The sequence below is a fragment of the Paenibacillus helianthi genome (genome assembly GCF_001909055.1).
GTDB lineage: Bacteria > Bacillota > Bacilli > Paenibacillales > Paenibacillaceae > Paenibacillus_AQ > Paenibacillus_AQ helianthi.
The window spans coordinates 43926-70402 of sequence record NZ_LVWI01000038.1 but is presented as its reverse complement, the minus strand read 5'-3'; the positions used below and the strand labels follow the sequence as shown (position 1 = coordinate 70402).

The 26477-nt window shown below is 52.5% G+C and carries 23 protein-coding genes and 1 riboswitch; of the genes, 11 read left to right on the top strand and 12 right to left on the bottom strand.

Going from position 1 to position 26477, the window contains the following annotated elements; all coding sequences use genetic code 11:
- Positions 1-185: 185 nt before the first annotated feature.
- Complete coding sequence (locus tag A3844_RS13590; RefSeq protein WP_074107661.1) at positions 186-2507, top strand: alpha/beta hydrolase family protein; 2322 nt, start codon at positions 186-188, stop codon at positions 2505-2507.
- 97 nt (positions 2508-2604) lie between these two features.
- On the opposite strand, the gene A3844_RS13585 is transcribed toward A3844_RS13590, so the two are convergent.
- Positions 2605-3654 (bottom strand): lactonase family protein, encoded by a 1050-nt coding sequence (locus tag A3844_RS13585; protein WP_074107660.1) that lies wholly within the window; start codon positions 3652-3654, stop codon positions 2605-2607.
- Between the two features lie 285 nt (positions 3655-3939).
- Here A3844_RS13585 and A3844_RS13580 point away from each other — a divergent pair, with 285 nt between their 5' ends.
- From A3844_RS13580 to A3844_RS13570, 3 genes are all read left to right on the top strand, one after another.
- Positions 3940-4200, top strand: a complete 261-nt coding sequence (locus tag A3844_RS13580) for a GlsB/YeaQ/YmgE family stress response membrane protein (RefSeq protein ID WP_074086687.1) — start codon at positions 3940-3942, stop codon at positions 4198-4200.
- A 228-nt stretch (positions 4201-4428) separates the two neighbouring features.
- On the top strand, positions 4429-4935 hold the full coding sequence (locus tag A3844_RS13575; RefSeq protein WP_074101752.1) for a CcdC family protein: 507 nt from the start codon (positions 4429-4431) through the stop codon (positions 4933-4935).
- A gap of 274 nt (positions 4936-5209) precedes the next feature.
- On the top strand, positions 5210-6172 hold the full coding sequence (locus A3844_RS13570; protein ID WP_074107659.1) for an L-lactate dehydrogenase: 963 nt from the start codon (positions 5210-5212) through the stop codon (positions 6170-6172).
- Positions 6173-6381: 209 nt separating this feature from the next.
- Here A3844_RS13570 and A3844_RS13565 read toward each other — a convergent pair whose 3' ends face one another.
- Together A3844_RS13565 and A3844_RS13560 are read right to left on the bottom strand one after the other, a co-directional pair.
- Positions 6382-8409, bottom strand: a complete 2028-nt coding sequence (locus tag A3844_RS13565; RefSeq protein ID WP_083606843.1) for a methyl-accepting chemotaxis protein — start codon at positions 8407-8409, stop codon at positions 6382-6384.
- Between the two features lie 185 nt (positions 8410-8594).
- Positions 8595-10940 carry a heavy metal translocating P-type ATPase gene (locus A3844_RS13560; RefSeq protein WP_074107658.1) on the bottom strand — a complete coding sequence of 782 codons (2346 nt, stop codon included), beginning with the start codon at positions 10938-10940 and terminating at the stop codon, positions 8595-8597.
- 259 nt (positions 10941-11199) lie between these two features.
- Between A3844_RS13560 and A3844_RS13555 the strand changes: the two genes are divergently transcribed.
- Positions 11200-12186, top strand: coding sequence for a cation diffusion facilitator family transporter (locus tag A3844_RS13555; protein WP_074107657.1), 987 nt, complete (start codon positions 11200-11202; stop codon positions 12184-12186).
- 112 nt (positions 12187-12298) lie between these two features.
- Here A3844_RS13555 and A3844_RS13550 read toward each other — a convergent pair whose 3' ends face one another.
- The 8 genes from A3844_RS13550 to A3844_RS13515 form a co-directional block, all read right to left on the bottom strand.
- The gene (locus tag A3844_RS13550) at positions 12299-12664 is read right to left on the bottom strand and encodes an ArsR/SmtB family transcription factor (protein ID WP_025705626.1); all 366 of its coding nucleotides are present in this window, start codon (positions 12662-12664) and stop codon (positions 12299-12301) included.
- Between the two features lie 142 nt (positions 12665-12806).
- A complete protein-coding gene (locus A3844_RS13545; RefSeq protein ID WP_074101749.1) occupies positions 12807-13547 on the bottom strand; it encodes an ABC transporter permease in 741 nt (246 codons plus the stop codon).
- Between the two features lies 1 nt (position 13548).
- Positions 13549-14265: an ABC transporter permease gene (locus tag A3844_RS13540; RefSeq protein ID WP_074101748.1), complete on the bottom strand. Its 717-nt coding sequence runs from the start codon at positions 14263-14265 to the stop codon at positions 13549-13551.
- Entirely contained in the window at positions 14262-15176 is a 915-nt protein-coding gene (locus A3844_RS13535) for an ABC transporter ATP-binding protein (protein WP_074086680.1), read from the bottom strand. The genes A3844_RS13540 and A3844_RS13535 overlap by 4 nt, the downstream gene beginning before the upstream one ends.
- A 59-nt stretch (positions 15177-15235) precedes the next feature.
- Positions 15236-16672: a HAMP domain-containing sensor histidine kinase gene (locus A3844_RS13530; protein WP_074107656.1), complete on the bottom strand. Its 1437-nt coding sequence runs from the start codon at positions 16670-16672 to the stop codon at positions 15236-15238.
- Positions 16669-17343, bottom strand: a complete 675-nt coding sequence (locus A3844_RS13525) for a response regulator transcription factor (RefSeq protein ID WP_074107687.1) — start codon at positions 17341-17343, stop codon at positions 16669-16671. The genes A3844_RS13530 and A3844_RS13525 overlap by 4 nt, the downstream gene beginning before the upstream one ends.
- 195 nt (positions 17344-17538) lie before the next feature.
- Positions 17539-18576, bottom strand: coding sequence for an EAL domain-containing protein (locus tag A3844_RS13520; protein ID WP_074107655.1), 1038 nt, complete (start codon positions 18574-18576; stop codon positions 17539-17541).
- Positions 18577-19177: 601 nt separating this feature from the next.
- Positions 19178-19618 (bottom strand): pyridoxamine 5'-phosphate oxidase family protein, encoded by a 441-nt coding sequence (locus A3844_RS13515; protein ID WP_074107654.1) that lies wholly within the window; start codon positions 19616-19618, stop codon positions 19178-19180.
- A gap of 159 nt (positions 19619-19777) precedes the next feature.
- Between A3844_RS13515 and A3844_RS13510 the strand changes: the two genes are divergently transcribed.
- Complete coding sequence (locus A3844_RS13510) at positions 19778-20950, top strand: MFS transporter (RefSeq protein WP_074107653.1); 1173 nt, start codon at positions 19778-19780, stop codon at positions 20948-20950.
- Between the two features lie 44 nt (positions 20951-20994).
- Positions 20995-22464, top strand: coding sequence for a hypothetical protein (locus A3844_RS13505; protein ID WP_074107652.1), 1470 nt, complete (start codon positions 20995-20997; stop codon positions 22462-22464).
- Between the two features lie 29 nt (positions 22465-22493).
- Here the strand turns inward: A3844_RS13505 and A3844_RS13500 are convergent, their stop codons facing one another.
- Positions 22494-22793 (bottom strand): hypothetical protein, encoded by a 300-nt coding sequence (locus A3844_RS13500; RefSeq protein ID WP_074107651.1) that lies wholly within the window; start codon positions 22791-22793, stop codon positions 22494-22496.
- Positions 22794-22973: 180 nt separating this feature from the next.
- Positions 22974-23085: riboswitch (TPP riboswitch) on the top strand.
- Positions 23086-23208: 123 nt separating this feature from the next.
- On the opposite strand from A3844_RS13500, the gene A3844_RS13495 reads away from it, so the two are divergent.
- The 4 genes from A3844_RS13495 (at position 23209) to A3844_RS13480 (ending at position 26263) form a co-directional block, all read left to right on the top strand.
- The gene (locus A3844_RS13495; protein ID WP_074107650.1) at positions 23209-24279 is read left to right on the top strand and encodes an ABC transporter substrate-binding protein; all 1071 of its coding nucleotides are present in this window, start codon (positions 23209-23211) and stop codon (positions 24277-24279) included.
- Positions 24280-24328: 49 nt separating this feature from the next.
- Positions 24329-24622 carry a thiamine-binding protein gene (locus A3844_RS13490; protein ID WP_074086672.1) on the top strand — a complete coding sequence of 98 codons (294 nt, stop codon included), beginning with the start codon at positions 24329-24331 and terminating at the stop codon, positions 24620-24622.
- Positions 24619-25380, top strand: a complete 762-nt coding sequence (locus A3844_RS13485; protein ID WP_074086671.1) for an ABC transporter permease — start codon at positions 24619-24621, stop codon at positions 25378-25380. The genes A3844_RS13490 and A3844_RS13485 overlap by 4 nt, the downstream gene beginning before the upstream one ends.
- An 88-nt stretch (positions 25381-25468) precedes the next feature.
- The gene (locus A3844_RS13480) at positions 25469-26263 is read left to right on the top strand and encodes an ABC transporter ATP-binding protein (RefSeq protein WP_074107686.1); all 795 of its coding nucleotides are present in this window, start codon (positions 25469-25471) and stop codon (positions 26261-26263) included.
- Positions 26264-26477 lie beyond the last annotated feature (214 nt).

The window sequence follows — 26477 nt, the reverse complement described above, 5'->3', positions numbered from 1 at the left end:
ATTGAAGCAGTAAATGTAATATTATTGCTACATCTTATTGGTCAAAGGGGAACTGCTTTACCATCCTTTTAAGAGACGGAATCCGTTCTCAGTGAGAAATAGAAGGATGATTTATAGCGTGAACCATACAAGTCCTTATCTTTCAAAAAAAGCCGAAAGTACCGCAATAACCGGGGGAGACAAACATGGGAATGAATCTGGAGTATGTACCCGTGCCCGTACCTGTACCCGCACCCTCGCCGCAACGGCCACGTCTGCACAGGCGAATTCTGGGAGGGACGGCAAGGCGCATCCTGGACACGTACCGTTATGACACACAGTTATGGAGGACGGCGCTGGCCGGTCCTTGGGTCATATGCTTTTTGATGTTTACAGCAGCTGTCCTGGGCATTCCTACCGGACTCGGAAGTGCTGCCGATATTATGCTTGCAACTACCGCCGCGACCCTCATTCTAGGGTTTGCAGGAAATATTCTTGCTGTATTGCTGGCCCTGACAGGACTGCGCATCCCGCGCCTCTACGCGGGCTCTTTATTGAGCACTTTGGGGATAGTCCTACTAATCTTCTACTATGCGGATTTGGAGCTTGAAGCTGCAGCTGCCGTAGCTATGGTCGCCACTGTTCTCGGCGGGCTGGGCGGCGTGGCTCTGGGACTCCTGCGCACCCGGCGGTTCACTCTGGGGCTGGTGCTGGCTGCCCTCTTGCTGGCATCTCCGCTCGCCCTCCTGATTGGTGGCTCTGATGATGATGTGCCAGAGGTGACTGCTGCTGCCGGAACCCCCGCGCCCATCCCTGCCGAAGATCCGGGAGAGCCGGGGAACTATACCTACCGCAGCTTCACCTACGCCAGCGGCCAGGATCTGCATCGTACCGAATATGGCGATGAAACAGAGCTTATAACGTCCAATGTGGATGCCTCTGCTTACATTAAAAGCTGGCCCAAGCTGCGCACCTTATTCTGGGGCTTCGACTACAGTGCGCTCCCTGTAAATGCCCGCGTCTGGATGCCGGATGGAGATGGACCCTATCCGCTTGTGCTCATGGTGCACGGCAATCACATGATGGAGGATTACTCAGAGGGAGGCTACGCCTACTTGGGCGAGCAGCTCGCCAGCCGCGGGTTCATCGCGGTTTCACTGGATGAGAACTTTCTGAACTATTCCGCCTGGTCAGGCATTCCGGACAATGACTTCAAGGTGCGCACCTGGATGATTCTGAAACACCTGCAGCAGATTGGCAATTTCACGGAGCAGTCCGGCAACCCTTTCTATCACAAGGTGGACTACACACGAACCGCGCTGCTCGGACACAGCCGCGGCGGGCAAGCCGTTGCCATGGCCGCTGATGCCGGACGGTGGTTCAAGAACGACCCGGCTTATGCCGCCACCCGCCAGTTCCACATTGCATCTGTCATTGCGCTCGCGCCTACCGACAAGACGATTGATGATCAGCAGGCCCGCCTAGTGGATGTCAACTATTTGACCCTGCAAGGCGCACGCGACGGGGATGTACATGATTTCTACGGAGACCGGCAGTATATCCGTTCTTCCTTTACCGGGGCTGCCTCCTCGTTCAAAAGTTCACTGTATATCGCCGATGCTAATCACAGCCAGTTCAATACCAGCTGGGGACTGTATGACCAGTCGCTTCCGGCAGGACTGCTCCTGGACCGTACAGAGATAATGAATGGTGAGGCCCAGCGGCAGATTGCCAAGGTGTACGTTAGCGCCTTTCTGGAGACTACCCTGTATGGAGAGGAAGTCTACCAGAACCTGTTCCGCGATTACCGCAGCGGATTGCAGTGGCTTCCGGATACTGTATACTACAGCCGTTTCCAGAGCGGGGATTATATTCCCGTAGCCACTTTTGATGAAGACCGCAAAAAAGACACCGTCACCGGCGGAACCGCTGAAGCAGCGGGACTCATCTGGAACGAAGAGGTCGCCAAGGACCGGGAGTCCAACAGTAAAACCACCTATGGGCTTCTGCTGGAACATAAGGCAAAGGACAGCGCGGTGGCCTCTTACAGCATCAAGCTGAAGGACAGCGTGGCTGGCAGACTTGCCGAATCTGGGGCGTTGGGACTGACGTTCTCCATGGCTAACCGCAATGCCGATACTGGAGATGCTGAGGATAGGCCGGAAACGGCGGTCTCCCCCCATGTCGAAGTCGAGCTGACGGACAGTAATGGTGTATCCGCCCGCCTTCCGGTGAATGAGTTCATGGATATTCTGCCTTTGCCCCGGACCCGGTTCACGATCCTTCCCTGGCTTGAAGAGCGGATGAGCGACGGCAAATACGGTGATCTCTCGGAAGCGGTGTTTCAGACCTATGAGCTGCCTTTTGCACGCTTTCTCGAAGAAGATCCTCGGTTTGAACCGGATAAACTGAGCGAAATCACCTTTTATCTGCAAAAGGGCGGTGACAGAATTATGCTGGATGATATCGGATTCTATGATAAAGGAAATGCAATGGAAGGGTCCAAGCAAACCGCAATTATACAATAAGCAAAAAGTTGTCATACAAGTGGACCCGCTACATTTATATCTAATAAAAAGTGCCTCCTATCTGCCGGCAGCAAGCCGCATAGGAGGCACTTCTAGGTTACAGCTGCTTCAGGCAGACCGGTGACGGAATTTCCAGCTCATTTCCAGTAGGAATCAGTCTTCCGGTATCCCTGTCAATTCTAAACGAAACGATATTGTCGCTGTTCTGATTCGCCGAGAGCAGCATGCCGCCAATAATGGCGAAATTGCGTGGTGTCCGGCCCCCGGAAGTCACCCAATCCTGCGGCTCCAGTAAGCCCGTGGCTGCGTCGATATAGAACACAGCAATGCTATCATGCCCGCGGTTGGAAGCGTACAGGAAACGGCCGCACGGGGATACATGGATATCAGCAGCTGTGTCGTCGCTGCCGGCTGCATAATGCTCCGGCAAAGAGCTTACGTTCTGCAGAATATTCAGATTAGCAGACGTTTCATCGTTAGCAAATACAGTAATTGTGCTGTTCAGCTCATTAATCAGGTATAACCATTGTCCCGAAGGATGTCCGGCCAGATGACGGGGACCCGAGCCTGGCGGGAGTGGAACTTCTCTGTGAGTGACCAGCTTGCCGTCCTCCAAGCGGTAGAACACAATCTGATCCAGCCCCAGATCACAGACCAGCACATGGCTTCCGGTCCGGTCAGGAATAACCGAATGGGGATGCGGCGCTTCCTGTCGGTCTTCCCTTATACCCGAACCCTCATGCTTCACTTGGGCGGACATCTCCAGGAGCGAACCATCCGCATTCACCGGAAAGACGTTGACGTTGCCTCCCGAATAGTTGGAGACAAATATGTAATCCTCTTGCGGGGAGATCGACACATAGCAAGGAGCGCCTCCATCTGTTGGCCTGCTTCCCAGCAGGCGCAGTGCTCTGCTTCCGGGCTCAATCGCAAAAGCATAGACCTCGCCCTCATCCTTCTCACTTACAGCATATAGTACCGTTCCTGAACGGTTCACTGCCAGATATGAGGGATTCTCAATGCCCTTGGTGTTGTTCAGCACCCTCATTTCTCCGGTATCCTTGTTCAGAGCCCCCAGTATAATTGCTTCATAATCTGCGCTGTTATAGGTTCCTGCATAGAATAGAACTTCATTAGGCTGTTGCATGGCAGCGTCTCCTTTTATTGTATAGAGGTACGTAGTTCCATTTACTTCTTATATACCCTTTTCCTAATACTCTTTACCCGGGGAACCCACCCGCGGTTCCCGGTCTTTTTTCACTATAACATGATTATGTACCCAATACCTCACCCGGTTTAAACAGCCTATTTCAGGACATAATGAAGTACTAGTTATTAGGATGCCTACAATATTTGACAATGGTTTAAACGCCCGGCTTGAGGTTAATAGTAACCATCGAAGATAACAAAAACCCAAAGGAGCTGAAGCATAATGAGTTTATTATGGATGTTGATTGTTGGTGGCGTAATTGGTTGGTTGGCTGGTCTGATTATGGGCAGAGATATTCCAGGTGGTGTGATCGGTAACATTATCGCCGGTATTCTCGGTTCATGGCTTGGCGGAATGCTGCTGGGAAGCTGGGGACCTAAGATCAGTGATTTCTACGTCTTCCCTTCGCTAATCGGTGCAATCGTCCTAATCTTTATCGTCAGCCTGATTCTCCGTTCGGTCGGTGGACGCAGCCGTTCTTAAGGCTTAGCAGGAGTGCAAGTAGAAACGGATGTGCTGTCCTCTAAGGGATGTACCCGTTTCAGTTAGAAACCCGCCAAGGTCCCTCTTGGCGGGTTTCTTGCGGCTTAATCCGTTGTCCGGCAGGTAGGAATTACTGGATTACCGCCAAGAAGCGTTCGATGTTTTGCCTTCTTTTTTCTGCTATAATGGAAAAATAAGTGACACATATCACAGAGAGGAAAGTGAATCATGGGCAATATCAACCCTTCACTTCTGCATGTCGGCTCCACTGTGGGGGCTCTATTCATGGCGCTGATGGTTATTTTCATCCGCCTGAAGGCTAGCTCGCGTCCCGTGACGATCCGCAAAATATGGATTCCGCCGCTCGGCATGTCCACAGGCTTTGCCATGTTTGTTGTACCTGAAGTCAGATTCCCCTTGTGGTGGGCAGCGGCGGCTTTTCTGATCGGCTGGTTTATATTTGCCTATCCGCTGATTCGCAGCACTAAGTTTGAAGAACGGGAGGGCCAGATTTTTGCCCGGCGTTCCAAAAGCTTCGCCTTCATTCTGCTCGGATTGCTGCTGATCCGCACCCTGCTGCATGAATTCATCAATCAATATGTATCCATTCCGCAGTCAGGCGGACTCTTCTTCATTCTGGCCTTCGGCATGATCCTCCACTGGAGATTCTTCATGTATAAGCGGTACAACCAGATGGCTCCACCGGAATCCCGCATCCCGCAGCCCCGGGGTTGATACCTATTCATAGAGCAAAAATAAGGAGCATTCGGAGCTTGGCGGGCTCAGGAATGCTTCTTTATATTTTTTCCGTTTGTCAACTTACATTCCCCCTTCCCACTAGTTTGCATATAATATCAGTAGACCGCCCAGGCTTTTCTAACTTCCCGTGTCATTTGTGACAGAATATGAACAGAGCGGCAACCCTTTTTTGTTCCTGATGTCAGGTAACTTACGATGAGATCAGTTAGAATATAAGCAGATATCCTTTTAGAGAGTGGGGACATGGCAATTGAAAAGTAAATCAAGAAAAGTGGCGATCGTCGGCTCGGGAATGGTCGGCTCCAGCTGTGCCTATTCCATGGTCAATCAGGCAATATGCGATGAGATCATGATGATTGACCGCACGTATGACCGCGCGATGGCACAAGCACTTGATCTCTCGCACTGCATGGATTTCACCGGAACCCGTACCAAGGTATATGCCGGCACCTCCAGCGATTGCGCCGGAATGGACGTTGTCATTCTGACAGCAGGTGCCAATCCCATGCCGGGACAGAGCAGACTGGATGTTCTTGATGCTGCTGCAGTGATTACGAAGGAAATTATTACGGAAATTATGGCTGGCGGCTTCGATGGTATCTTCGTGGTTGCTGCTAATCCTGTTGATATTGTCACCTATATGGTATGGAAAATATCCGGACTGCCGCGCCACAGAGTTATTGGCACCGGAACCTCTATCGACTCTTCGCGCCTGAAGACGCTTCTGTCAGAGGTATTCACCATCGATCCCCGCAGTGTCAACGGTTACGCGCTGGGCGAACATGGTGAATCCCAATTCGTGGCCTGGTCCCACGTAACGATCGGCGGCAAACCGATTCTCCAGATCATGGCGCAGCACCGCGAGCGGTTCAGCACCCTCGATCTGGAAGACATCGCCCGCAAGACTAAGGATGCCGGCTGGGAGATCTTCACGCGCAAGGGCTCGACGCATTTTGGCATCGGCAGTGCGCTGGCCTATATCACCCGCTCCATCCTGAATGATGAGCATAAAATCATTGCCGTCTCCGCCATATTGGACGGAGAATACGGGCAAACCGGTGTATGCGCCGGAGCACCGGCGATTATCGGCAGCGGCGGGATACAGGAACTGCTCGAGCTGAACCTGAGCCCGGAGGAATCCACGAAGCTTGAGGCTTCCTGCCATATTATCCGGCGTGGCATAGAGAGCCTGCACCTGGAAGAAAAGGTGTAATTACTCCCTGCAAGTTGAAACGGCTATGCCATACTTCATAGAAAGGTATCCGTTTCAGCGAGAACGATAAGAATCATTTATTGCGCGAAGCCTATAAATTCTTATCTTTTAAAGTAAACACCCCTCGACTTCACACGGCAGTGTGTAGAATCGGGGGGTGTTTTCATCTGGTTTCATCTGTTTTTAAGCGCTTGGATATAACCTTAACCTTAACGGAATTTCTCAATCTCGCCTTTTAGCTCGGACATCATCTCATTCAGGGATTGCGCTGAGCTTACGACCTTTTTCATAAGTTGCATCTGGTCTTCAGAAGCATGGGAGACTGCATGGGCATTCTCCGCTGAATCCTTGGCAATGGTCAGCATATCGGAGACCGAAGCCGTAATCTCCTCCGTCCCGGCAGACATTTGCTCATTAATGGCGGAAACGTCCTGGATCTGTGTAGAAACCTCCCGTATGGAGGAACGGATGTGTTCGAAGGATGTACCCACATTTTTCATTTTGCCCATACCATCGCCAATTTCAGCGATGCTCTTGTCCATAGACAATGCAGCATCGGTGGTAGAGGTTTGAATCTGCTTGATTAGCTCCACGATATTTATAATGGAGGTGTTGGTCCGCTCAGACAGCTTCTTGACTTCATTCGCCACGACACCGAAGCCCAATCCATGCTCGCCTGCACGGGCAGCTTCAATTGAAGCGTTGAGCGACAGGAGTCCGGTCTGATTCGCGATTTCAGAGATGACATCGACAATTTGTCCGATCTGCTCAGATTGCTGTGTCAGCGCTTGGATGAGCTCAGAGGTTTGACCGGCTGTTGTGGTAATGACCGTCATTTGCGCCAGCGTAGATTGAATCTCCAGATAACCGTTTTCGACCTCTGCACTCACGGTTTCTGCCTGATCGGACACACTTACGGAGGATTCCGCGATTCTCTGCAGGCCGACAGCCATTTCTTCGGTAGCGCGCGCTGATTGCTCCGACCCTTTGAACTGCTCCTTCATGCCATGTGCAACCTCTTGGATTACAGTAGCAATTTCAGCCGAGGTATTGGAGGATTGGTTGGCGTATTCCAGCAGTCCTTCGGCAGCAGCAGCTACCTGCAGCACTGTGGAATCAATGGTTCCGACAATCCCTGACAGTGAAGTAACCGTATCATTGATACTCTCGCTCATTTGCCCGATCTCATCCCCCGAACGGACAGCAACCCTTTCACTCAGATGGCCGCCAGCCACTCTTTTCATTACGCCGGAGATCGCTACCAGCGGCTTAACCGCCATGCGCGTAAGATATAAAGAAATCACACTCACAATCAGAATGATGCCAATGATTAATATCGTGGCTAAGCGCTGAGCAGAATTCACCTGGGCAAAAATCTCGCTTTTCGGCACATTGATCATCAGCTTCCAATCCGTACCGGGAATGGTCTTGAAATATGTAATGACCGTCTTACCGTCTTCACCTGTATAGGTTTCCGAGCCGCTCTCGCGGCTGAGAATAGCGGCGACAGCCTTCTTCATCTCCGGCTCCTTGGCATAATCGGCGATGTTTTTGCCAATCCGGCTCATATCCGAATACGCATAATAGTCTCCCTTGCCGGAAACTACATAGCCGTAGCCGCTCTCAGCCACATGGATGCTTTTGCTCATCTCCTTCAGGATATCGGGTGTAACCGAAAACGCAATCCCTCCGGTAAATTGCTTCTGCTTATCCACTACAGGTACGACGAGCGGGATGATGTACTTTTTGAGCGGCTCCAGGTACGACATATCACCTACTGCCGGTGTAAGAGACTCCTTGGACTTTATGAAATAGGCTGATTTCGCCATATCGGCCGTCAAGTTCATCGTATTGGTCAGCAGGCCCTCTTTGTTAATGACACTGTACCCCTCGGACTGGGTGTCACTCTCCTCAAGCACCTTCACTACCGGAAAAATGCTCTCCGGCTTCGCTGTGTCAAACTCCGGATGCTGCGCGATGAGCTCCTGTACAGCCGAGGTCCGGCCTTTCAGCCATTCATCGATCCGGGAAGTGTTCATCTCCAGGATTTTGGTAGCCAGTTCCTCGCTGTCCGACCGGGTCACACCACCGAAATACTGTATCAAAAAGATGGTTGTCCCCAGCAAGGGCACGATGGAAATGGCAAGAATCACAAGCGACCATTTGGTTTGCACGGATGTTGATTTTCTTCCTTTTGCTTTCATTTTCATTTTTTCCGGTACATCTGTCTTATCCACCTTAGTTTCCCCCCAGCAAAACTGATAATGATCTTCCATATGCTGTAAATCTATAGTGTTATATCGGCAATAACAGACAAAAAACATTAGTTTCCACATAAAAAATAAGCCTCGGGACCCACAATTTGGGATCTCAATGCTTATTTTTTTCATACTATTTATTTGCTGGTGCAAAGGAGAATGGTTTACACCGCTTTGGGAGCCTGCAGGGCCCGTACACTGTTCAGAACCGCAAGCACGGTCACCCCCACATCCGAGAAGACGGCTTCCCACATCGTGGCGATTCCGAATGCGCCAAGCAGCAGAAATATAGCCTTCACTGCAAGGGCAAAAATAATATTCTGCCAGACAATAGTCCGCGTACGCTTGGCAATACTGATCGCTGTAGCAATCTTTGAAGGCTCGTCAGTCATAATTACGATATCTGCCGCTTCAATCGCTGCATCCGACCCCAGGCCGCCCATGGCGATGCCGACATCTGCTCTGGCCAGTACCGGTGTATCATTAATCCCATCGCCCACAAATATTATTTTTTCCCGTTGTGACTTTTCCCGCTCCAGCTTCTCAATGGCCTCCACCTTATGCTGGGGCAGCAGCTCAGCGTGGATCTCCCCTATGCCCAGCTGCTGTCCAACCGCTTCCGCCACGGCCAAGGCATCTCCTGTCAGCATCACGGTTCTGTGAATTCCGAGCCGTCCCAGGGCCTGAACCGCCTGAAGCGAATCCTCTTTCACTTCATCGGCAATCACCAGATAACCCGCATACTGCTTATCTACGGCGATATGGACCACAGTTCCGTGCGCTTCCGGCGTCCGGCTGGCAATGCCTTCACGCTCCATCAGCCGTGCATTCCCCGCCAGTACCGCCCTTCCCTCTACCGTAACCGCGATACCATGACCCGATATTTCGTTGTAGTCCGCTATGGCCTCACCAGGAATCTCTTCACCGTAAGCTGCACGGATAGATTCCGCAATCGGATGGCTGGAGTGGCTCTCGGCATAGGCAGCGGTCCGCAGCAGATCATTCTCCTCAAATCCCTCGGTAGGGTAAATCCCCGCCACCTTGAACTCACCTTTGGTGAGCGTTCCCGTCTTATCAAAGACAACAACCTTAACATCGTTCAAGGCCTCCAGGAAATTGCTGCCCTTGACGAGAATGCCACTTTTGGAAGCTGCGCCAATACCGCCGAAGAAGCCGAGCGGTATCGAGACGACCAGCGCGCAAGGGCAGGAGATGACGAGAAACACGAGTGCCCGGTAGATCCAATCCGAGAAGGTGGCCCCGCTCAGTACGAGCGGAGGGATGACAGCCAGCAGCAGCGCCGTAATAACCACTACAGGAGTATAGCCTCTGGCAAACTTGGTGATAAAATTCTCGGTTTTCGCCTTATTGTTGGAGGCATTCTGCACCAGCTCCAGAATCTTGGAGACGGCAGATTCCCCAAAATTCTTCGTGACCTCAATCGTAACTACGCCATTGCGGTTAATGAAACCGCTCAGGACCTTGCTGCCCGGTTCAGCAGCGCGCGGCACCGATTCCCCGGTCAGCGCTGAGGTATCCATCATGGCGCTGCCCTCAAGGATAGTTCCATCGAGCGGAACCTTCTCGCCCGGTTTGACCACAATATGGTCGCCGATATTCACTTCTTCAGGCGCAACACGTCTTAGACTGCCGCCTTCCTTCAGATATGCGAATTCTGGACGGATATCCATCAGTGCCGAAATCGAGCGGCGGGAACGGTTGACAGCCAGACCCTGGAAGAGCTCGCCCACCTGATAGAACAGCATAACGGCAACGCCTTCCGGGTATTCTCCAATCGCGAATGCCCCTATCGTCGCCAGCGCCATCAGGAAGTTCTCGTCGAAGACCTGACCCCGGATGATGTTGCGGGCAGCAGACCAGACCACTTCGCCTCCAACCATCAAATAAGCAGCCAGAAAAATCAGCAGCTCCGCCATTCCGCTGACCGGCAGGAACATTCCGGCAGCCGCAAGAACGGCTCCGGCTCCCAGACGAAGCAGAATGCGCCGGGTGTCGCCTTCGCCATGCTCATGGCTATGTCCATGGGCATCGCCGTGCTCATGGGCTTCATGGCTATGGTCGTGAGTACCGCTGTGACTGTGGGCAGCCACATGATCATCGGCACTATGATTGAGGCTCTGCACATCAGCTTGGCTGTGGGCTTCATGGCTGTGTCCATGAGCAGCTTCAGATTGATGGGTGTGCTCGGGGCTAATCCCCTGCTCCGGACCGCTGCCTGCCTGCGGCTGTCTGCGAACCCCTGCTGCCTTCAATTCCTTAATCTTCACGTGGGGCTCAAGTGTGTTTACCGTCCGCCGGGCTTCGGCAGATATGGCTTCAGCATCAGCTGCTGCGGTTTCCAGCGTCATCAGCTTCATGGTAAAATTCACTGAGCAAGACGTGACTCCCTCAATTTTTTTGACCTTATTTTCAATTTTCATGGCGCAATTGGCACAATCCAGCCCTTCCAGCATCCACTGTTTTCTTACATTTCCTTGGACCGCATTCAAATGACTCATCTCCTTGGTAAAACCTATATATGAGTATCTGTTCATATGTTTACTTACACACATTATATGCCCCTCAATCTTAGAGTGTCAATGCAAAGTGCATAGTTTCTCCTTTTGGGTACAAGAATAGCCCTGGCAGAAAAAAATAAGCAGATGATGGCTACGAAGTCTGATGATTATCTCTTGTAATCTGCTTTCATCCGGGATAATATTAATATATGAGCAATCATTCATATGTTTTGCAGAAAGGGGTCATTTTATGAATAACCACAATCATCCGGGTCATTCCCATGAACATCAACCGCATCACCAAGAGCACAGGCATGTACATAATGAAGGGCATGGGCACAGCCATTCCGGCCACTCCCACTCCCACGCGCCAGATAACAAAAAGGGCCTATTGATCGCTCTGATCATTACCGGAGGTATTATGTTCCTCGAGTTTTTCGGAGGACTGGTCACAGGCAGTCTTGCTCTGCTCTCCGACTCCGGGCATATGTTGAGTGACACCGCCTCTCTGGCCTTAAGCCTGGTGGCGATGATTGTCGCCGTCAGACCGCCATCATTGAAGAATTCCTACGGCTTCTACCGGTTTGAAATTATGGCCGCCTTGTTCAACGGAGTTACACTGTTTGTCATTGCCGGATTTATTATATGGGAGGCTTGGCAGCGGTTTTTTGCACCGCCGGCGGTAGCAAGCGGCACTATGATGATTATTGCGGCTGTAGGGCTCCTGGCCAATCTGATCAGTGCCTGGTCCCTTATGCGCAAGAGCGACACCAAAGAGAATATCAATATCCGCAGCGCCTATCTGCATATTATGGGCGATGCCCTTGGCTCTGTGGGCGCACTGCTTGCCGGATTGATTATGAATCTGTTCTCATGGTATATCGCCGACCCCATCATCAGCGTACTGGTGGCCCTGCTTATCCTTAGAGGAGCATGGGGTGTTCTGAAGCAGGCCTTTCATATCTTAATGGAGGGGACACCTGCTGCCATTAATACAGAGGAGATCAAAGAGGCTTTGCTCCGCATCGACGGCGTCATCGGCGTCCATGACCTGCATGTCTGGACCATCACCTCCGGGCTTGATGCGCTCAGCGGGCATCTGCTGATCAGGGATACCGCCGACCCTCATAGCATTCTTCAGCAGGCCATCGATCTTGTGGAGGACCAATTCGCAATTCAGCACGCCACGCTGCAGATCGAGAATTCCTCCCTGAAACACAGGGAGCTTAAAGTGTAACTAAGAAGAAACGGCTACTAGCAAGCGGAAACGGCTTCGCCGTCTATAAATTCTTATATTTTTAGAAAAAAGGGTGCTCCGCAGCCATTTGGCTTGCAGAGCACCCTATCATCTATTCATGCCGGATATGCTCATGGGTCTGCAGAAAAATCTGCTCCACATGCGCGTCATTCAGCGAATAATATACGGTTTTGCCTTCCTTGCGGCGTTTGACAATCCGCAGATTACGCAGATAGCGAAGCTGGTGGGATACCGCCGACTGTCCCATATCCAGTATGGATGACAAATCATGCACACACAATTCCCTTTGCGACAGGGCATAAATCATCCGTACCCTTGTAGGGTCACCCAGTGCCTTGAACATCTCCGCCATTTTATCCGTTGTCCCGCGGTCAGGCAGGATTAACGCCATAGATTCCGGTTCCAGCTCCGAACCGTTGCATGTATTGTCGCATTCTTCGAGTGCCGCTGGCTCCATGCTCTCGCCCTCCTCCATCTATTTCATCCGGCCATACCGATAGTTAATCGAAGCTTCTACGATTAATTATAGCAAAACTTTATCTGATGTCCATGGAGAAGGCCGGTATGGGAAGACTTGCAATTAGCATGAAGCACCGTGTTTAGACGGCTTTGCGCCAGAAGGAGAATAGACCTGCCGCCATAAAGATAATCAGACTGCCGAATACTACAAGCATCAGACTTTCCATTGGCAAATTAAAGGCCCCGAATTTTTCCTTTCCAAAAGGCGACATCGCCAGCAGCGGTTGAACCCAAGGGTAATACGGCCCGTAAGTGGATGAATTGGCGATCAGCATATTAGGGATGGTTAAGCTCACATTCAGCGCCAGAGGTGCGCCAAAGCTGCTCCAGTTCAGGGATACCGCCATTTGCAGCGCGGCCAGCGGTAAGCAGGCGAACCAGCCGCCAAAAACACTGGACACAAAAAGCATCCAAGGTACAGGCCCATCCACCCCGCGCACCACACCCACACCCATCAGCGCCACAAAAAACAGCAACTGTACAGCAGCCAGCAGGCCCATAACCATAGTATATTTTGCAAAATATACAGAAGAACGCGTCACGGGCAGCGAGAGCAGCATTTTCCAGCCGCCGTCAACATGCTCGGTTCGGCAGATTAATGCCGCGAAAATACCCGTGAGTATCGGAAGAAATAACAAAGCATGAGCCATTGACATGACACCAAGCAGTACCTGCCAGGTGATAGGCCTACCCTCCTCCTCCATATTAGCGAGTGCTCCAATGAATACGGCGATCACCGGACTGCCTATAACCAGCAGCCAAATGAAGGATTTGGATATCTTCAGTCTTTCTGCGGACAGAACTCTCCAGAAGATTGCCATATCAATTCACATCCTTTCGCGCGAAATGCAGGGCTCCCGGCAGCAGTAGCAGCAGTCCCAGCATCAGCCCAGCCCCGCTAAACAACCAGGGCCGGGGAGCGCTCCAGGCCATAATAGGCCAGGATAACGGAAACCATTCGGACAGAGACGCCGAGAAAAGGCTCCCCAGCGATAGGGTAATGCCGCACGAAACGGGCAGGGTCTGGTTGCGGCTGGACAGGGAGAGCCATAGCTGCAAGGAGATCACAGGCAACGCCGCAGCATAGGAGGCGAACCCGATTTGCATCACCTTCGCATAGGGAACCGGCTGATCGCCGAAGCCGAGTAGATATCCTAAACCTACCGTCCCCACGGACAGCAGGAGGCAGGAGACGGCGACAAGCAGCAGACACAGCAGCAGCTTGGACATAAATACGGCGGTCCGGGAGATAGGCAGCGCCAGCAGTTGCTTCCATGAGCTCGTCTGATGCTCCACATTCGCCATGAGCGAGCAGATCAGCGTGCCACCCAAGTAGAGTGCTACCGGTACGAAATTAGCCACATTATCCAGCAATCCCCCCCATAGATCAGAGTGGTACTGCTTCGTCAGATAATCATAACGGATTCCGAAGTTCAACCCCTGCATGGCAAGGAGCCCAATCGGGCCAAGGAAGACCAGGAACCACAAGCCTTTACCCCGGATTTTTAGCCAATCCGCCGAGAACGAACGCCACATCATAAGGACTGGCCTCCTTCGACTACCTGAAGGAAGAATTCTTCCAGCGATTGTCTGTGCTCCTCGATCCGGTAGATCGCATGGCCATTCTCGACCAGTTCCTTGATCAGCAGCGCTACCCGGGCATCGCTCATCCGGGGCAGGGTGATACGTCCTTCCTGGAGCGTGCCTGAGCAGCCGCGCCGCCCGGCGAGAATCAGCGCTTCTTCCGGCTCGGATACGGCGATACGGAGGTCACCTGCCGCCTGCTGCTGCAGGTGGGCAATCGTATCCTGGTAGACCATCTGTCCGGAACGGATAATTCCTACGGTTCCAGCCATCTGTTCAATCTCGCTGAGCAGGTGGCTCGACACCAGGACCGTGATCCCCTCTTCTACGGGCAGACGCTTGATCAGCGAGCGAATCTCCTGTATACCTGACGGATCGAGACCATTGGTGGGCTCATCCAGAATCAGCAGTTCCGGGCTTCCCAGCAGTGCAGCGGCAATACCAAGCCGCTGCTTCATGCCGAGCGAGAAGCCCTTCACAGGCCGCTTTTCTTCCCCTGTTAGAGAAACGATGTCCAGCACTTCAGCTATACGCGACTTCGGTACGTCAAGAATGCGGCGGATGGCTTCCAGATTGTCCAGAGCGCTCAAATGGCCGTAATAAGACGGCGATTCCACCAATGACCCCACCTTGCGCAGAATTTGCAGCTTATTCCGCCGAAGCCCCTGCCCAAAAATTTCAATGCTTCCCGAAGTTGGCTTAATCAGGCCCAGCAACATGCGGATTGTCGTAGTTTTGCCTGCACCATTTGGACCGAGGAAGCCATAGATCTCCCCTTTGCCTATATTCAGGTTCAAATGCTCCACCGCAGCCCGGCCGCGGTATTCCTTTACTAAGTCCCTTGTTTCAATCACTGTTTCCTTCATTCTCTTCACCTCGGTAATTAGCATAACGTCCCAAGGTTAAAAGCATGGCGGCAGCAAGTTTAAGTTTCGTTTAAAATTCCATCCGAAGGGCTTAGTATTACAATACTTGTGCCTTGTCTTGTACTGTCAACCTTCCATTCCAGCTTCATCCGCTTAATCAGCAGATCGACGATGGACAAGCCCAGGCCTGCACCTTTGGACTCGGAGCCGCTGCCCAGGCCGCGGCCGTGGTCGCTGATCACGATCAGGCGCTGGTCGTCTATAACCTCCAGCTTTACGCTTACATAGAGGCCGCTCCGTGCATGGCGTACAATGTTTTGAAACAAATTATCCAGAATGCGGCGGAACCAGCTCTCATCAACAGTCCAATACAGCGGTTCAGCTTCCAGGTCCATTTCAATCTGGAATCCTTCCTTCTCCCACAGCGGATACCATGCCGCAGCACACTCCCGCAGCAGTCTCAGTACATCCTTGCGCTCCAGGTTCAGCGTCATCCGCCCGCTGCTTAGCAGATTATAGGACAGCAGATTGTCGATCAGCCCGCTAAGACTGTCGATCCGTTCATCCATCAGCTTCAGCGATTCCTGGCCCCGGGGCGTCAGAGCTTCCTTACCCAGAACATGAAGATGGCTGCGGATGACGGTAAGGGGAGTGCGGAGATCATGCGACAAGTCCGCAACGAGACGCTTGCGCAGGCCTTCCTCTTCCGCCTCTCTCCCCCGGCTGGCGGCAAGCTCGGTTACCATGGTATTAAAGGCTGTCTCCAGACGGCCGATTTCATCAGACTTCCCCGGAACAATCGATCGGGGTAAGCCAGCTTCTCCTGTGAAGACCATGGCCGTCTCGAGACGCAGCAGCCTTTTGCGGATTTGGATAAAGAACAGCAAAGATACTATAATGAACCCTGTAAATAATACAAGCATGACTATCGTGAACCATGAACTGAAGCCATCAACAGAAGTCTGATCCTTAACGGCGGCAGGAATTTGCATGACCATGAAGCCTTCTCCTGCTTCCGCCTGATCCCCCACAAAAGCTACAATAGAGAGCGGCTCCAGGTTATTACTCTTTTTCATGAAGGAAATCGCTTCTGCAGCGGTCCACTGTGCGGGGACGGAGTACCGTTCATTCTGTTGCCATAGCTTTGGATCGACAGATTCCAGCAACAGTCTGGTTTGCCCCTCTCCATCTACCCAGAACATCACAGCCAGGCTGTAGGTGGAGCTTAACGCCCGTAGCCGCTCATTGATGAACTCAGGTGGTTTGCCAAGAAGCTCCTTTGCTTCCTTATGCCAGGTGTTCTCTAGTGCATTAATATTGTCATACTGTTTATATTTCTCCGGTGGCTGTTCCCGGGTCATTCCATTGAAAAGGCTATACATTCCTATGGTTAACGGAACTACAACGGGAATTAACAGCAGTGCGGCTATAATAATCAGCAAGTAACGGGAGAGGAGCGAGCTGTGCAGGTTACGGAAACGGCTTTTTATCCTCATGCTCTTACCCGGTAGCCGATTCCCCGGACCGTCTCAATAATCTCCGGCGCGGCCGGATCAAGCTCCAGCTTCTCGCGCAGGTAGCGGATATGCACCATGAGTGTCTTGTCACCCTCCATATAGCTCTCTCCCCAGACCGCCTCATAGATCTGTTCCTTCGTCAGGATCTGGCCGAGATGGCGCAGCAAATACGAGAAAATCTGAAACTGCTTGCCGGTTAGCAGAATTTCCTTCCCGCTGTCTGCCTCTATAATCCGGTTGTCTCCTTCGTATACCATCAGATGCTTCAACGTCAGCGGTATGGACATGGCTGCTCCCGTCCGTCTTAATAACACCTCAATCCGCGCGGCCAGCTCATCGGGGTGAAAAGGCTTGGTTAAATAATCATCAGCGAACTCCAGGCCCTGAAGCTTATCATCAATGGACGTGCGGGCAGAGAGCATCAGGATGGGCAGATTCGGAAAAGCCCGCTTCAGCCGCTGCCCGACGGTGAAGCCATCCAGACCCGGCAGCATGACATCGAGAATCGCCAGTTGGCAGCCTGCGGCTGCCTCTGCTGCACCCTCCCCGCTCTCCAGCCAGCGGACAGCATACCCCCGATCCCTCAGATCCGCGGAAACTGCGATTCCGATGTCCCTGTCATCTTCAACATACAGCAGCGTAACACTCATTAGCTTCATATCCTTTCTCCTTCATCCGGCAAAACAAGTAGAAACGGCTTCGCCGTCCTTTTAAGGGACGGTATCCGTTTCAGCGAGAAATAGAAGGATGATTTATAGCGTAAAACATATAAATCCTTATATTCAAGAAATCCCCGGGGCAGCACAGAGAAACATCTGCGCACCCGAGGATGAATAAACTACCTATTATGCAATGTGTCCAAAACGGGCCGGCGGCTTGTCTGACGGTTTGCCCAGCAGATATCCCTGTCCAAGGTCCATGCCGATATCCCGGCAGAACAGAAACTCTTCCCGCCGCTCAATACCTTCAGCCAGCACCTTGGCTCCACAATCCCATGCCCGGTTCATGATATCCCGGATGATCAGCTGTTTCGCGTCATCCTGGTCACAGAAGCTGATTAGCCCGCGGTCAATTTTGACATAATCCGGCCTCAGGCTCGTCATAACCTCTACCGTGGAATGGCCGGCACCGACATCGTCCAGTGCAACCAGCAGGCCCTGTTTGCGATATTCGCTAAAAATATCCTGCAGATGAGGGATATTTGCAATCTTTTCCGTCTCCACGACCTCAAACACAAAGTCCCCCGGGATCTGGCCCAGACGTCTGATGGCTTCAAAGGTGTGAGTCAGACAATACTTAGGATTGTAGATGGAGGAGGGCAAAAAATTAACAAACCGCTTGATCCCCTTTGGCAGCAGCCTTGAGCTGGTCTCAATGGCCGATATGCGCGCAGCCCGGTCAAGAAAAGAATGAAATCCGGTCTGCCTGGCAATCTCAAACAGCTCGTAGGGTTTAAAAGAGGCGCTCCCCGGAAGCGGCCGCAGCAAGAGCTCAAAGCCCACAATCACCTCATTGAAATCCACAATAGGCTGCATATGGCTGCAGAAATTGTGATTGGCAATGATGGCAATCAGATTCTCACTGGTAAATCTGACCTTCAGCTGCTCCAGCGTAAGCCACCGCTCCACCAACATCCGGCCAGTCCGGCCGTTAAGGCTTACCGACAATTCTAGACCCAACTCCTGCTGAAGCTGGTCCAGCCGTTCCAGAAGCCGCAAGAGTTCCTCACGGGATCCATATGTAATCTTACCTGCGTCTTGTACGCCTTCAACCGCGTAACCCTCAGCCTTTACAGCGGTAACGATGGGGAGTGTGCATGGCCTGAATTTCAAATCCCCTTCGTCTTCCACCGGTTCAATGGGAGAACAGTCGATGCAGCTCATGGAATCCCCTCCCACCCCTCATGATGTCGATACTGCTTATAAGGCAAAGTATAACATGATTTCCCATAGGCCAGCCATGGCTCCTGAGACAAAATCCCCCTCAGTTTTTCGAGTAAGATATACGTGGACGCATACCTTGGACGACCCGCGAACAGAACTCTGTTCGGGTTGCTGTTGAACTGGAGGCAGGAGCTTTGAGGCTTGAGGCTTGAACAATGTCATGAAGTCCTTTAGGAACTGGAGCTAGGTGGAATAAGTAGAACTAAATAGGCTTTAACCCTGGCTACAAAAGGTTTAATGGGATTTTGTACACCTAATTCAAGCATAATCCTCCCATACGGCCGTTTTCAGTAGAATTAGTTTTACTTTTTCCCACATAGGGTATTCTATATGCCGAATGAGTTGGATTAGTGAGCTTTTTTCCACTAAGAATGATAGTCCCCTCATCAGGTGTTTCCAATTTCAAACTATATAGTGGAGAGATCTTGAATGGGGCTTACAAGTTCTACAACCCACCTGAAAACGCAAAGCAGCGATTCCCCAATAACGGCAGAATCGCTGGTTTACGTTCTTCTTTTTCAAGTATCAACAAATAACTTCCCTACTTGCCGGAGACCGCCGCCGAGCCTTCCCAGACGCCATGTTGCTGGTTCTTGCCCATATACTCTATCCGTGTCGGCTTCAGCTCCAGGATCACATAGTTGGGGTCATCCGGACCCTTGAACCATTTCTCCAGCTCTTTGTTCCATACTTTGGACCGCAGGCCCTCATCCTTGGTGACGGCAACGGCGGCTTCAATTTCAAGCACATCTTTGCCGCCGCCCTGTTCATATCCAAGCAGCAAAAAAGCATTCGGATTATCCTCAAGCTCCTCTACCTTATGCGTTTGGCGGTTGGTAGCCAAATAAATGTGAAGCCCGTCATGAAATACCGCCATATAACGCACCTTAGGTTTGTTGCCGGCTTCTATCGTGCCGAAGGACCCGAACTTGTTGTCATCCAGCACCTTGATGATCGTCTGCTCCAGCTCTCTGTTATCCATTGACGAAACAGCTCCTTTCTATTCATGTGAATATAAGTTTATATATCCACGTCCGCAGTTTGGATTTATGATAAAACCGTTGCTTATAATAGTGTACCCGTTCAAAGGGTATTGAATCCCGCGTCCAGCTATAAACTCATTACAGAAGGAGCTTCCTACTTGAAAAAATTGATCTGGATCGGCTGCCTCTCCTACTTTGTCATCGGACTGGCCCACGTGGTTATGGGCTCGATTCTTCCCGTTCTGCTGCAGCATTATGACCGCAATTACAGCGCCGGCGGCGAGCTGATCTTCAGTCAATTCGCCGGATTCCTGGCCGGCGTGCTAATCTCGCCGCTGCTGAACCGCCGCTTCGGCAAACGGGGTGGTCTGCTGATCGCCATAGGTCTGCTGGTATGTGCGGAAACCGCCTATGCTTTTCTCCCGCCATGGGGCTGGATGTATGTCATCGCCGTGGCCGCAGGCTTTGGCTTCGGCATGATTGAAGCCGTCATCGGCACCATCATTATAGCAGCTGTCACGGAGGGAACTGCAGTGGCCATGAGCCGGCTGGAGGTGCTGTTCGGCGTAGGCGCGCTCGTGATGCCGCTGGCTGCAAGCCCGCTCATTGCAGCCGGCTCCTGGAGGCTGGCCTTCCTGATCGTCGCGGCCTTTGCACTGATCTCTCTGCTGTTCTGGGCCAAGGGCGGATTCGGCTGCCTCCAGAGCGTACTCGACGAACGCCCCCCTCGCAGGGAACGGGGCGCTAAGCGCCTGCGTTCAAGAAAGCTTCCCTATAAAGGCAGGCAGTGGATACTGCTCAGCCTGTTCATAGTTTTCTTCTTTCTCTACGTCGGTACGGAGATGAGCCTCGTCAACTTCATGCCGGCGATCTTCATAACCAAACTCGGCATGAGTGACGCTTCGGCGGCCCTAACGGTCACCTTCTTCTGGCTGGCGATGTCTGCGGGACGGCTGTACGCCGGGGTTCTGGCTGAGCGGATCTCCTATCGGAGATATGTGCTGACCAGTTGCCTCGCCACTGTACTGCTGCTGGCGATCTTCCCGTTCGCCTCGCAGCGCGTTGCCGCTTTTGCTGTACTGGCGCTGCTCGGTCTATGCATGTCAGGCATCTTCTCCATTGCGCTCGTCTTCTCCAGCAAGCTGCTCCCTGGAGCCGAGGAATCCACTCCCAGCATTATGATCGCTTCCGGCGGGATCGGCGGCGCGGTGCTGCCGCTTGCCACCGGCTGGTCCATGGATCATCTGCAGATCGCCCAGACCTCTGGACTGCTGGCCGCTTGTGCCGCTGTGCTGTTCCTGCTAAGCGTGGCAGCCTGGAAAATAGGGTAATATAATTCGTGTAATTATCCTTCGTGCAAGGGTGGGACCTATTCATGCCTGAACTTATCCCTATTACTTCTGAACCAACACTTCATACCGCCCTGCTGCAGTTCATCTTCCCCTTCTCTATCAAGGACGGTGAAGATATGAAGCTGATCGAACATCTGACACAAGAAGGATTCACCCGGTTTTTTCTTGACAACAAAGAACTGGAGGACGCTTATTACGGCGAAGGCTACTCTGTTTCCCATGAAAAGATGGAGCGGAGCTACCTCCCGTTTGCCGCCCATGTGCTATTCCCCCGCGAGAAGGACAAGGATTCCTTCCGCCGCTTTTCCCGGGCCAATCATTTGCCCTGCAGGATGGATATGCCCGGACAGTCGGTTCATTTTCAAGTGCTCTCGACGGATGTATTCGTCTGCCCTTTTGAACTCGGTTTCCTGACGATCAGAGTCAGCATCGGGGAGAAGCCTCTCCCCTTCAGCACCGTCCTTGAGTTCGCCGACCGTTTCCGGACACTGGAGGATGTATCTTTCCGGGACAAACTAACCTCCATCCACTGTCATGACCGTTCCTTTGATCAGGTGGAGGATTTTGTGTTCAGGAATGTAGTGGGCGGACTGGAGCCTTTTCTCGACCCTTCGGAAATCAATGGCGCCTATTTTGAAACTTTGCCGTTCTTTGTGGATGAGAGAATGCTGGTTCAGGCTTTTTACGGCTTTGACCGGCAGGAGAACAAGGAAAATGAGATTAGCGTGGAATTGCTGTACCGAGCTTCCCAGCTGGATGGTATGACCCTGGGAGGCAAGCCATACATCAGTGCCAGCGATCCCGGGTATATTCGGGACTATTGCGGGGAGCACTGTTATAGCCGCTGGGGGCCGGACACCTATTACATGACGAATGAGCAGACGTTCTGCTGCCTGAGCTTGGCTGAATCCGGGGTAGCCACCCAGCTCATTAATCAGATGTATGGAGAATATTATTACGGGCTGCTGCTGAGCATATTTCATAAAATCGTTCTGCTGAAGCTGGCCAACATCCACTCCCGGCTGCGCATTAACCATGATGTGGATGAAATTGAGAACCTGATCTTTATGATCAACAAGTTCTCGGCCAAATTTTATTTTCTGGAGCTCATTTCGCAGTCCCAGGGCCGGGAGATTTTTTTCCAGCTGCGCAAGGTCTACGGGAATGATGCCCTGTTCGATGAGGTCAAAATGACCTTGAATGACCTGTTTCAATACCAGGAGAAATTCCAGGCCAAACGGCGGGACACGCTGCTGATGATCCTGACGGTGTTCACAGTGGTGAGCGGTATTTATGGCATGAATCAGGTGATTGAGGACCTTAAAGGTAAGATTGACTGGAGCAAGATGCTGGAGTATTCCCCATTTGAATATCTGGCGCTGTTCGTTGCATTTACGGGGATCGCTGTCAGTATCGGCCTGAGCCTGAAGCAGCTGTGGAACGGAATCCGCAGCCGCCGCAGAAAAAGAAAAAGAGTTCAGGGATATGACTGACAAACCTATAAAAAAGAGAAGCCGCTGATCTACAGCAGGTTCTCGAGTTCCCGGCAGGCTTCCGCATACGCAGAGGCAAGCTTAGGCATCAGCAGCACCTTCAGCCAGACAATATAATTAATAAATAAAAGCGGGCTGTCCAGCGCCACACTTTGCGCCAGATACCGTAAATGATATAGTGAATCCTGTTTGGTTCTTGCCATTCCGGAAGGGCCGAATCTTTGCCGCAACTCGGGCTGGCGTTCATACTGACGCAAAGTGACTTCTTCAGCCAACTGTTCCGCTAGCACCTTCAGCCGTTCTCCGGCATTTTGCTGATCAGTGAGCATAGGGTCACTCCTTTTTCGAAACATAATTGTAAAGTATTAATCTTATTATATAACATATGGTAAGTCTACCCAGCGTGCCTGGCAGTGCCTGAGCGGATTGCTGGAATCCGGGGCCACTACTGGACAACCCCGAAGGGGACCGCTATAATACAGCGTAAGAACACAGCAACACCCATAACTTCATAGTACCAGGGGGGCTGGAATTGGCCGGCTGAGAGTGTATCCCACACAGATACTGACCCTTATACCTGATCTGGATAATGCCAGCGTAGGAATCACCACCCGCATTCAGTCATTTTGGCTAAGCGGCCACCTAACGCAATTGCTGGCGTCCCGATCTTCGGGGCGCTTTTTTTGGTATGGACATCATCAGAGTTCGGAAGACTGGGTTAGCTGGAAGGAGAGAAGAATAGAAATGGGAGTCAAAAAAGCACTAATGCTCTGCATCAGCTGCATGCTGGTCATCGTCATGGCCGGGTGCGGCAGTAATACTGCGAATTCCGGCGGGAATAGCGCCGCTCCAGCCGGGGACAGCACCGCCGCGCCGGAAGCAACCGCAGCAGGAACGGACGCGCCTAAGGAACTGACTAAGATCAAGGTCGCGCTGGACTGGACGCCGAATACGAACCATACCGGCCTCTATGCAGCCAAAGAGCTGGGATATTACAAGGAGGAAGGCCTGGATGTAGAAATTGTACAGCCGGGTGCGGCGGGAGCCGACACGATGGTCACCTCAGGCGAAGCCGCTTTTGGCATCAGTGCCCAGGAGGCGCTCACTCTGGCCCGTCTGCAGGATGTGCCGCTCGTCTCCATCGCCGCCATCATCCAGCATAATACCTCAGGGTTTGCCGCCCCGAAGGACCGCAATATCAAGACACCAAAGGATTTCGAAGGCAAAACCTACGGCGGCTGGGGTTCCCCGGCTGAAGAAGCTGCCATGAAGGCGATCATGGACCCTGAAGGCGGCGATGTTAAAAAGGTGAAGCTGGTCAATATCGGCGAAGCTGATTTCTTCACCGCCGTGAAACGTGACATCGATTTTGCCTGGATATTCTACGCCTGGACCGGTATTGAAGCCGAGCTGCGCGGTGAACCGCTGGACATGCTGTATTTGAAGGATTACGCGCCTCAACTGGATTACTACACCCCGGTGCTGACCACGAGCGAGAAGGAAATCGCTGAGCATCCAGAGCTGGTGAAGGCGTTCCTTGCAGCTACCTCCAAAGGTTATCAATATGCGATCGACAAGCCGGAAGAAGCTGCCGCCATCCTCTCGAAGGCTGTGCCGGATCTGGATCCCAAGCTCGTCCTGGCCAGCCAGAAATGGCTCAGCCCGAAATATAAGGACGATGCCTCCAGATGGGGAGAGCAGAAAGCCGAGGTCTGGAAGAATTACGCCGACTGGATGTACGGTCTGAAGCTGCTGGACAAACCACTGGATACTGCTTCAGCGTTCACGAATGAATATCTGCCGGAGAACAAGTAGTCTTACACTGCAAGTTTTACAATACCCAACCTGAAAGGATCTGATTGATATGGCAAACACCCTGCTCAGCATTCAAGTCATTCCTAAAACTCCGAATAACGAGGATTCTATTCCTTATGTGGATAAGGCCATTGAGGTCATTCAGCAATCCGGCGTGAAGCACCAGGTGAATCCGCTCGAAACCACGATGGAGGGCGAACTCAGCGATTTGCTTGAGGTGGTACGCCAAATGCATGAAGCGCTGATCGCAGCGGGTAGCCCCAGCGTCATCTCACAAATCAAGATCGCCCATAACCCCAGCGGAATCAGCATGGATAAGCTGACGGAAAAATACCGGCCGTGAGATCGTACTGGAACCAAATCTGGCCGCCCCTTGTGGCGGTCATCTTTTTTCTGGGCGTATGGCAATTGGCGGTTTCCGTACTTCATGTCCCTTCCTGGATGCTGCCAAGCCCCGGCGATATCGCCCGCGAATCCCGGGGTAATGCTTCCGGCATTTGGGCACATACGGCTGCTACGCTGCGGCTGACCCTAATCGGCTTCCCGATTGGTACAGGTGTGGGCCTGATTGTAGCTCTATTGCTGCATTTGGTGCCTTGGCTGAAAAGAGCGCTGTATCCGCTGCTGATTCTCAGCCAGAATGTACCCTCCATCGCCCTCGGGCCGCTGCTGATTATCTGGTTCGGGTTCGGACTGCTGCCCAAAATCGTACTCATCACACTCGTCTGCTTCTTCCCGGTTGCCGTTGCCGCCATGGGCGGGCTGGCCCAAAGCGACCGGATCATGATGAACTATATGAAAATGGCTGGGGCTAGCAAGTGGCAGATCTTCTCAAAGCTAGAGCTGCCCGGTTCTCTGCCAGCCCTGTTCTCCGGCCTTAAGATCTCCGCAACCTATGCAGTAATGGGCGCTGTGGTTGCCGAGTGGATCGGCGCAGACAAGGGCATTGGCTATTACATGCTGCTGCAGAAGGCCTCCTACCGCACAGACCGGATGTTCGTTGCCATCGTAATTATTGTTCTTCTTAGTCTGGTGCTGTTTGCCCTGATCGCACTTCTGGAGAAGTGGCTGGTTCGCTGGAAGCCGCGCAAGACCTCTTGATACTTAAGCTTTCTGGAAAGGAGGATGAATCATTTTGTTAGCAGGCCATCCTAACTTGAACACCTTGGAACAGGCTTCCTCCGCGTACATGCCGGGAGCTAAAGGCGCGCATCACGCCCTGAATGTAGACGGCGTATCCAAAGCTTTCTTCCACCGCCGCCGTGAGACCCGCGTGCTCGACAATGTATCTCTAACGGTTGAGCCCCAGGAATTCGTCTCCATTGTCGGCCCTTCCGGCTGCGGCAAAAGCACCCTGTTCCACATCATCGGCGGCTTGGAGCTGCCCGATGCCGGAACGGTAAACATGGGCGGTAAGAACGTCACCGGGCAGCGTGGAGAGATCAGCTATATGCCTCAGCAGCCTGCACTGTTCCCGTGGCGGACCATCGAGGACAACGTCCTGCTCGCCGGTGAGCTGAAAGGCGAACCCAAGGCCGAAGCACGGGCAGCCGCCCGCCACTGGCTGGACAAAGTCGGCTTGGGCGGGTTCGAACGCGCCTATCCGCATATGCTGTCGGGCGGTATGCAGCAGCGGGCAGCCTTCCTTCGGGCGCTGCTCGCGCCGCAGGAGTTAATGCTGCTGGACGAGCCGTTCAGCGCGCTGGATGCGCTGACCCGTGAGCAGATGCAGCGCTGGCTGCTGGAGCTGTGGGAAGAAAACCGCCGTTCTGTACTATTCATTACCCATAATATCGAGGAAGCACTCCTTCTCTCCAGCCGTATTTATGTTTTCTCGGGGCGGCCCGGCTCCGTCCTGCATATCGTTGATGTTCCCTTCCCGCGTCCGCGGCGCGGGGAATTAACCGATTCTCTGGAATTTCTACAGCTCAGACGCGAGCTGTCGGAATGGATGCGCGAGGAGCAGGCGAGGACTACCCGGTAAACGCAGCGTTACAGGCTGCGTCCACGCAACATGCCAGGCCGCATCCACGTAGCATGCCGGGCCGCGTCCACGTAGCATGCCGGGCCGCATCTACGCAGCATGCCGGGTCGCATCCATTCGCAGCTTGCCGGCCGCATTTCATTCGCAGCACGCGGGCCAACTTGCGTTTCACCCGTTTGAAATGCATTGGCTGTCTTTACTCAACTACAACAAA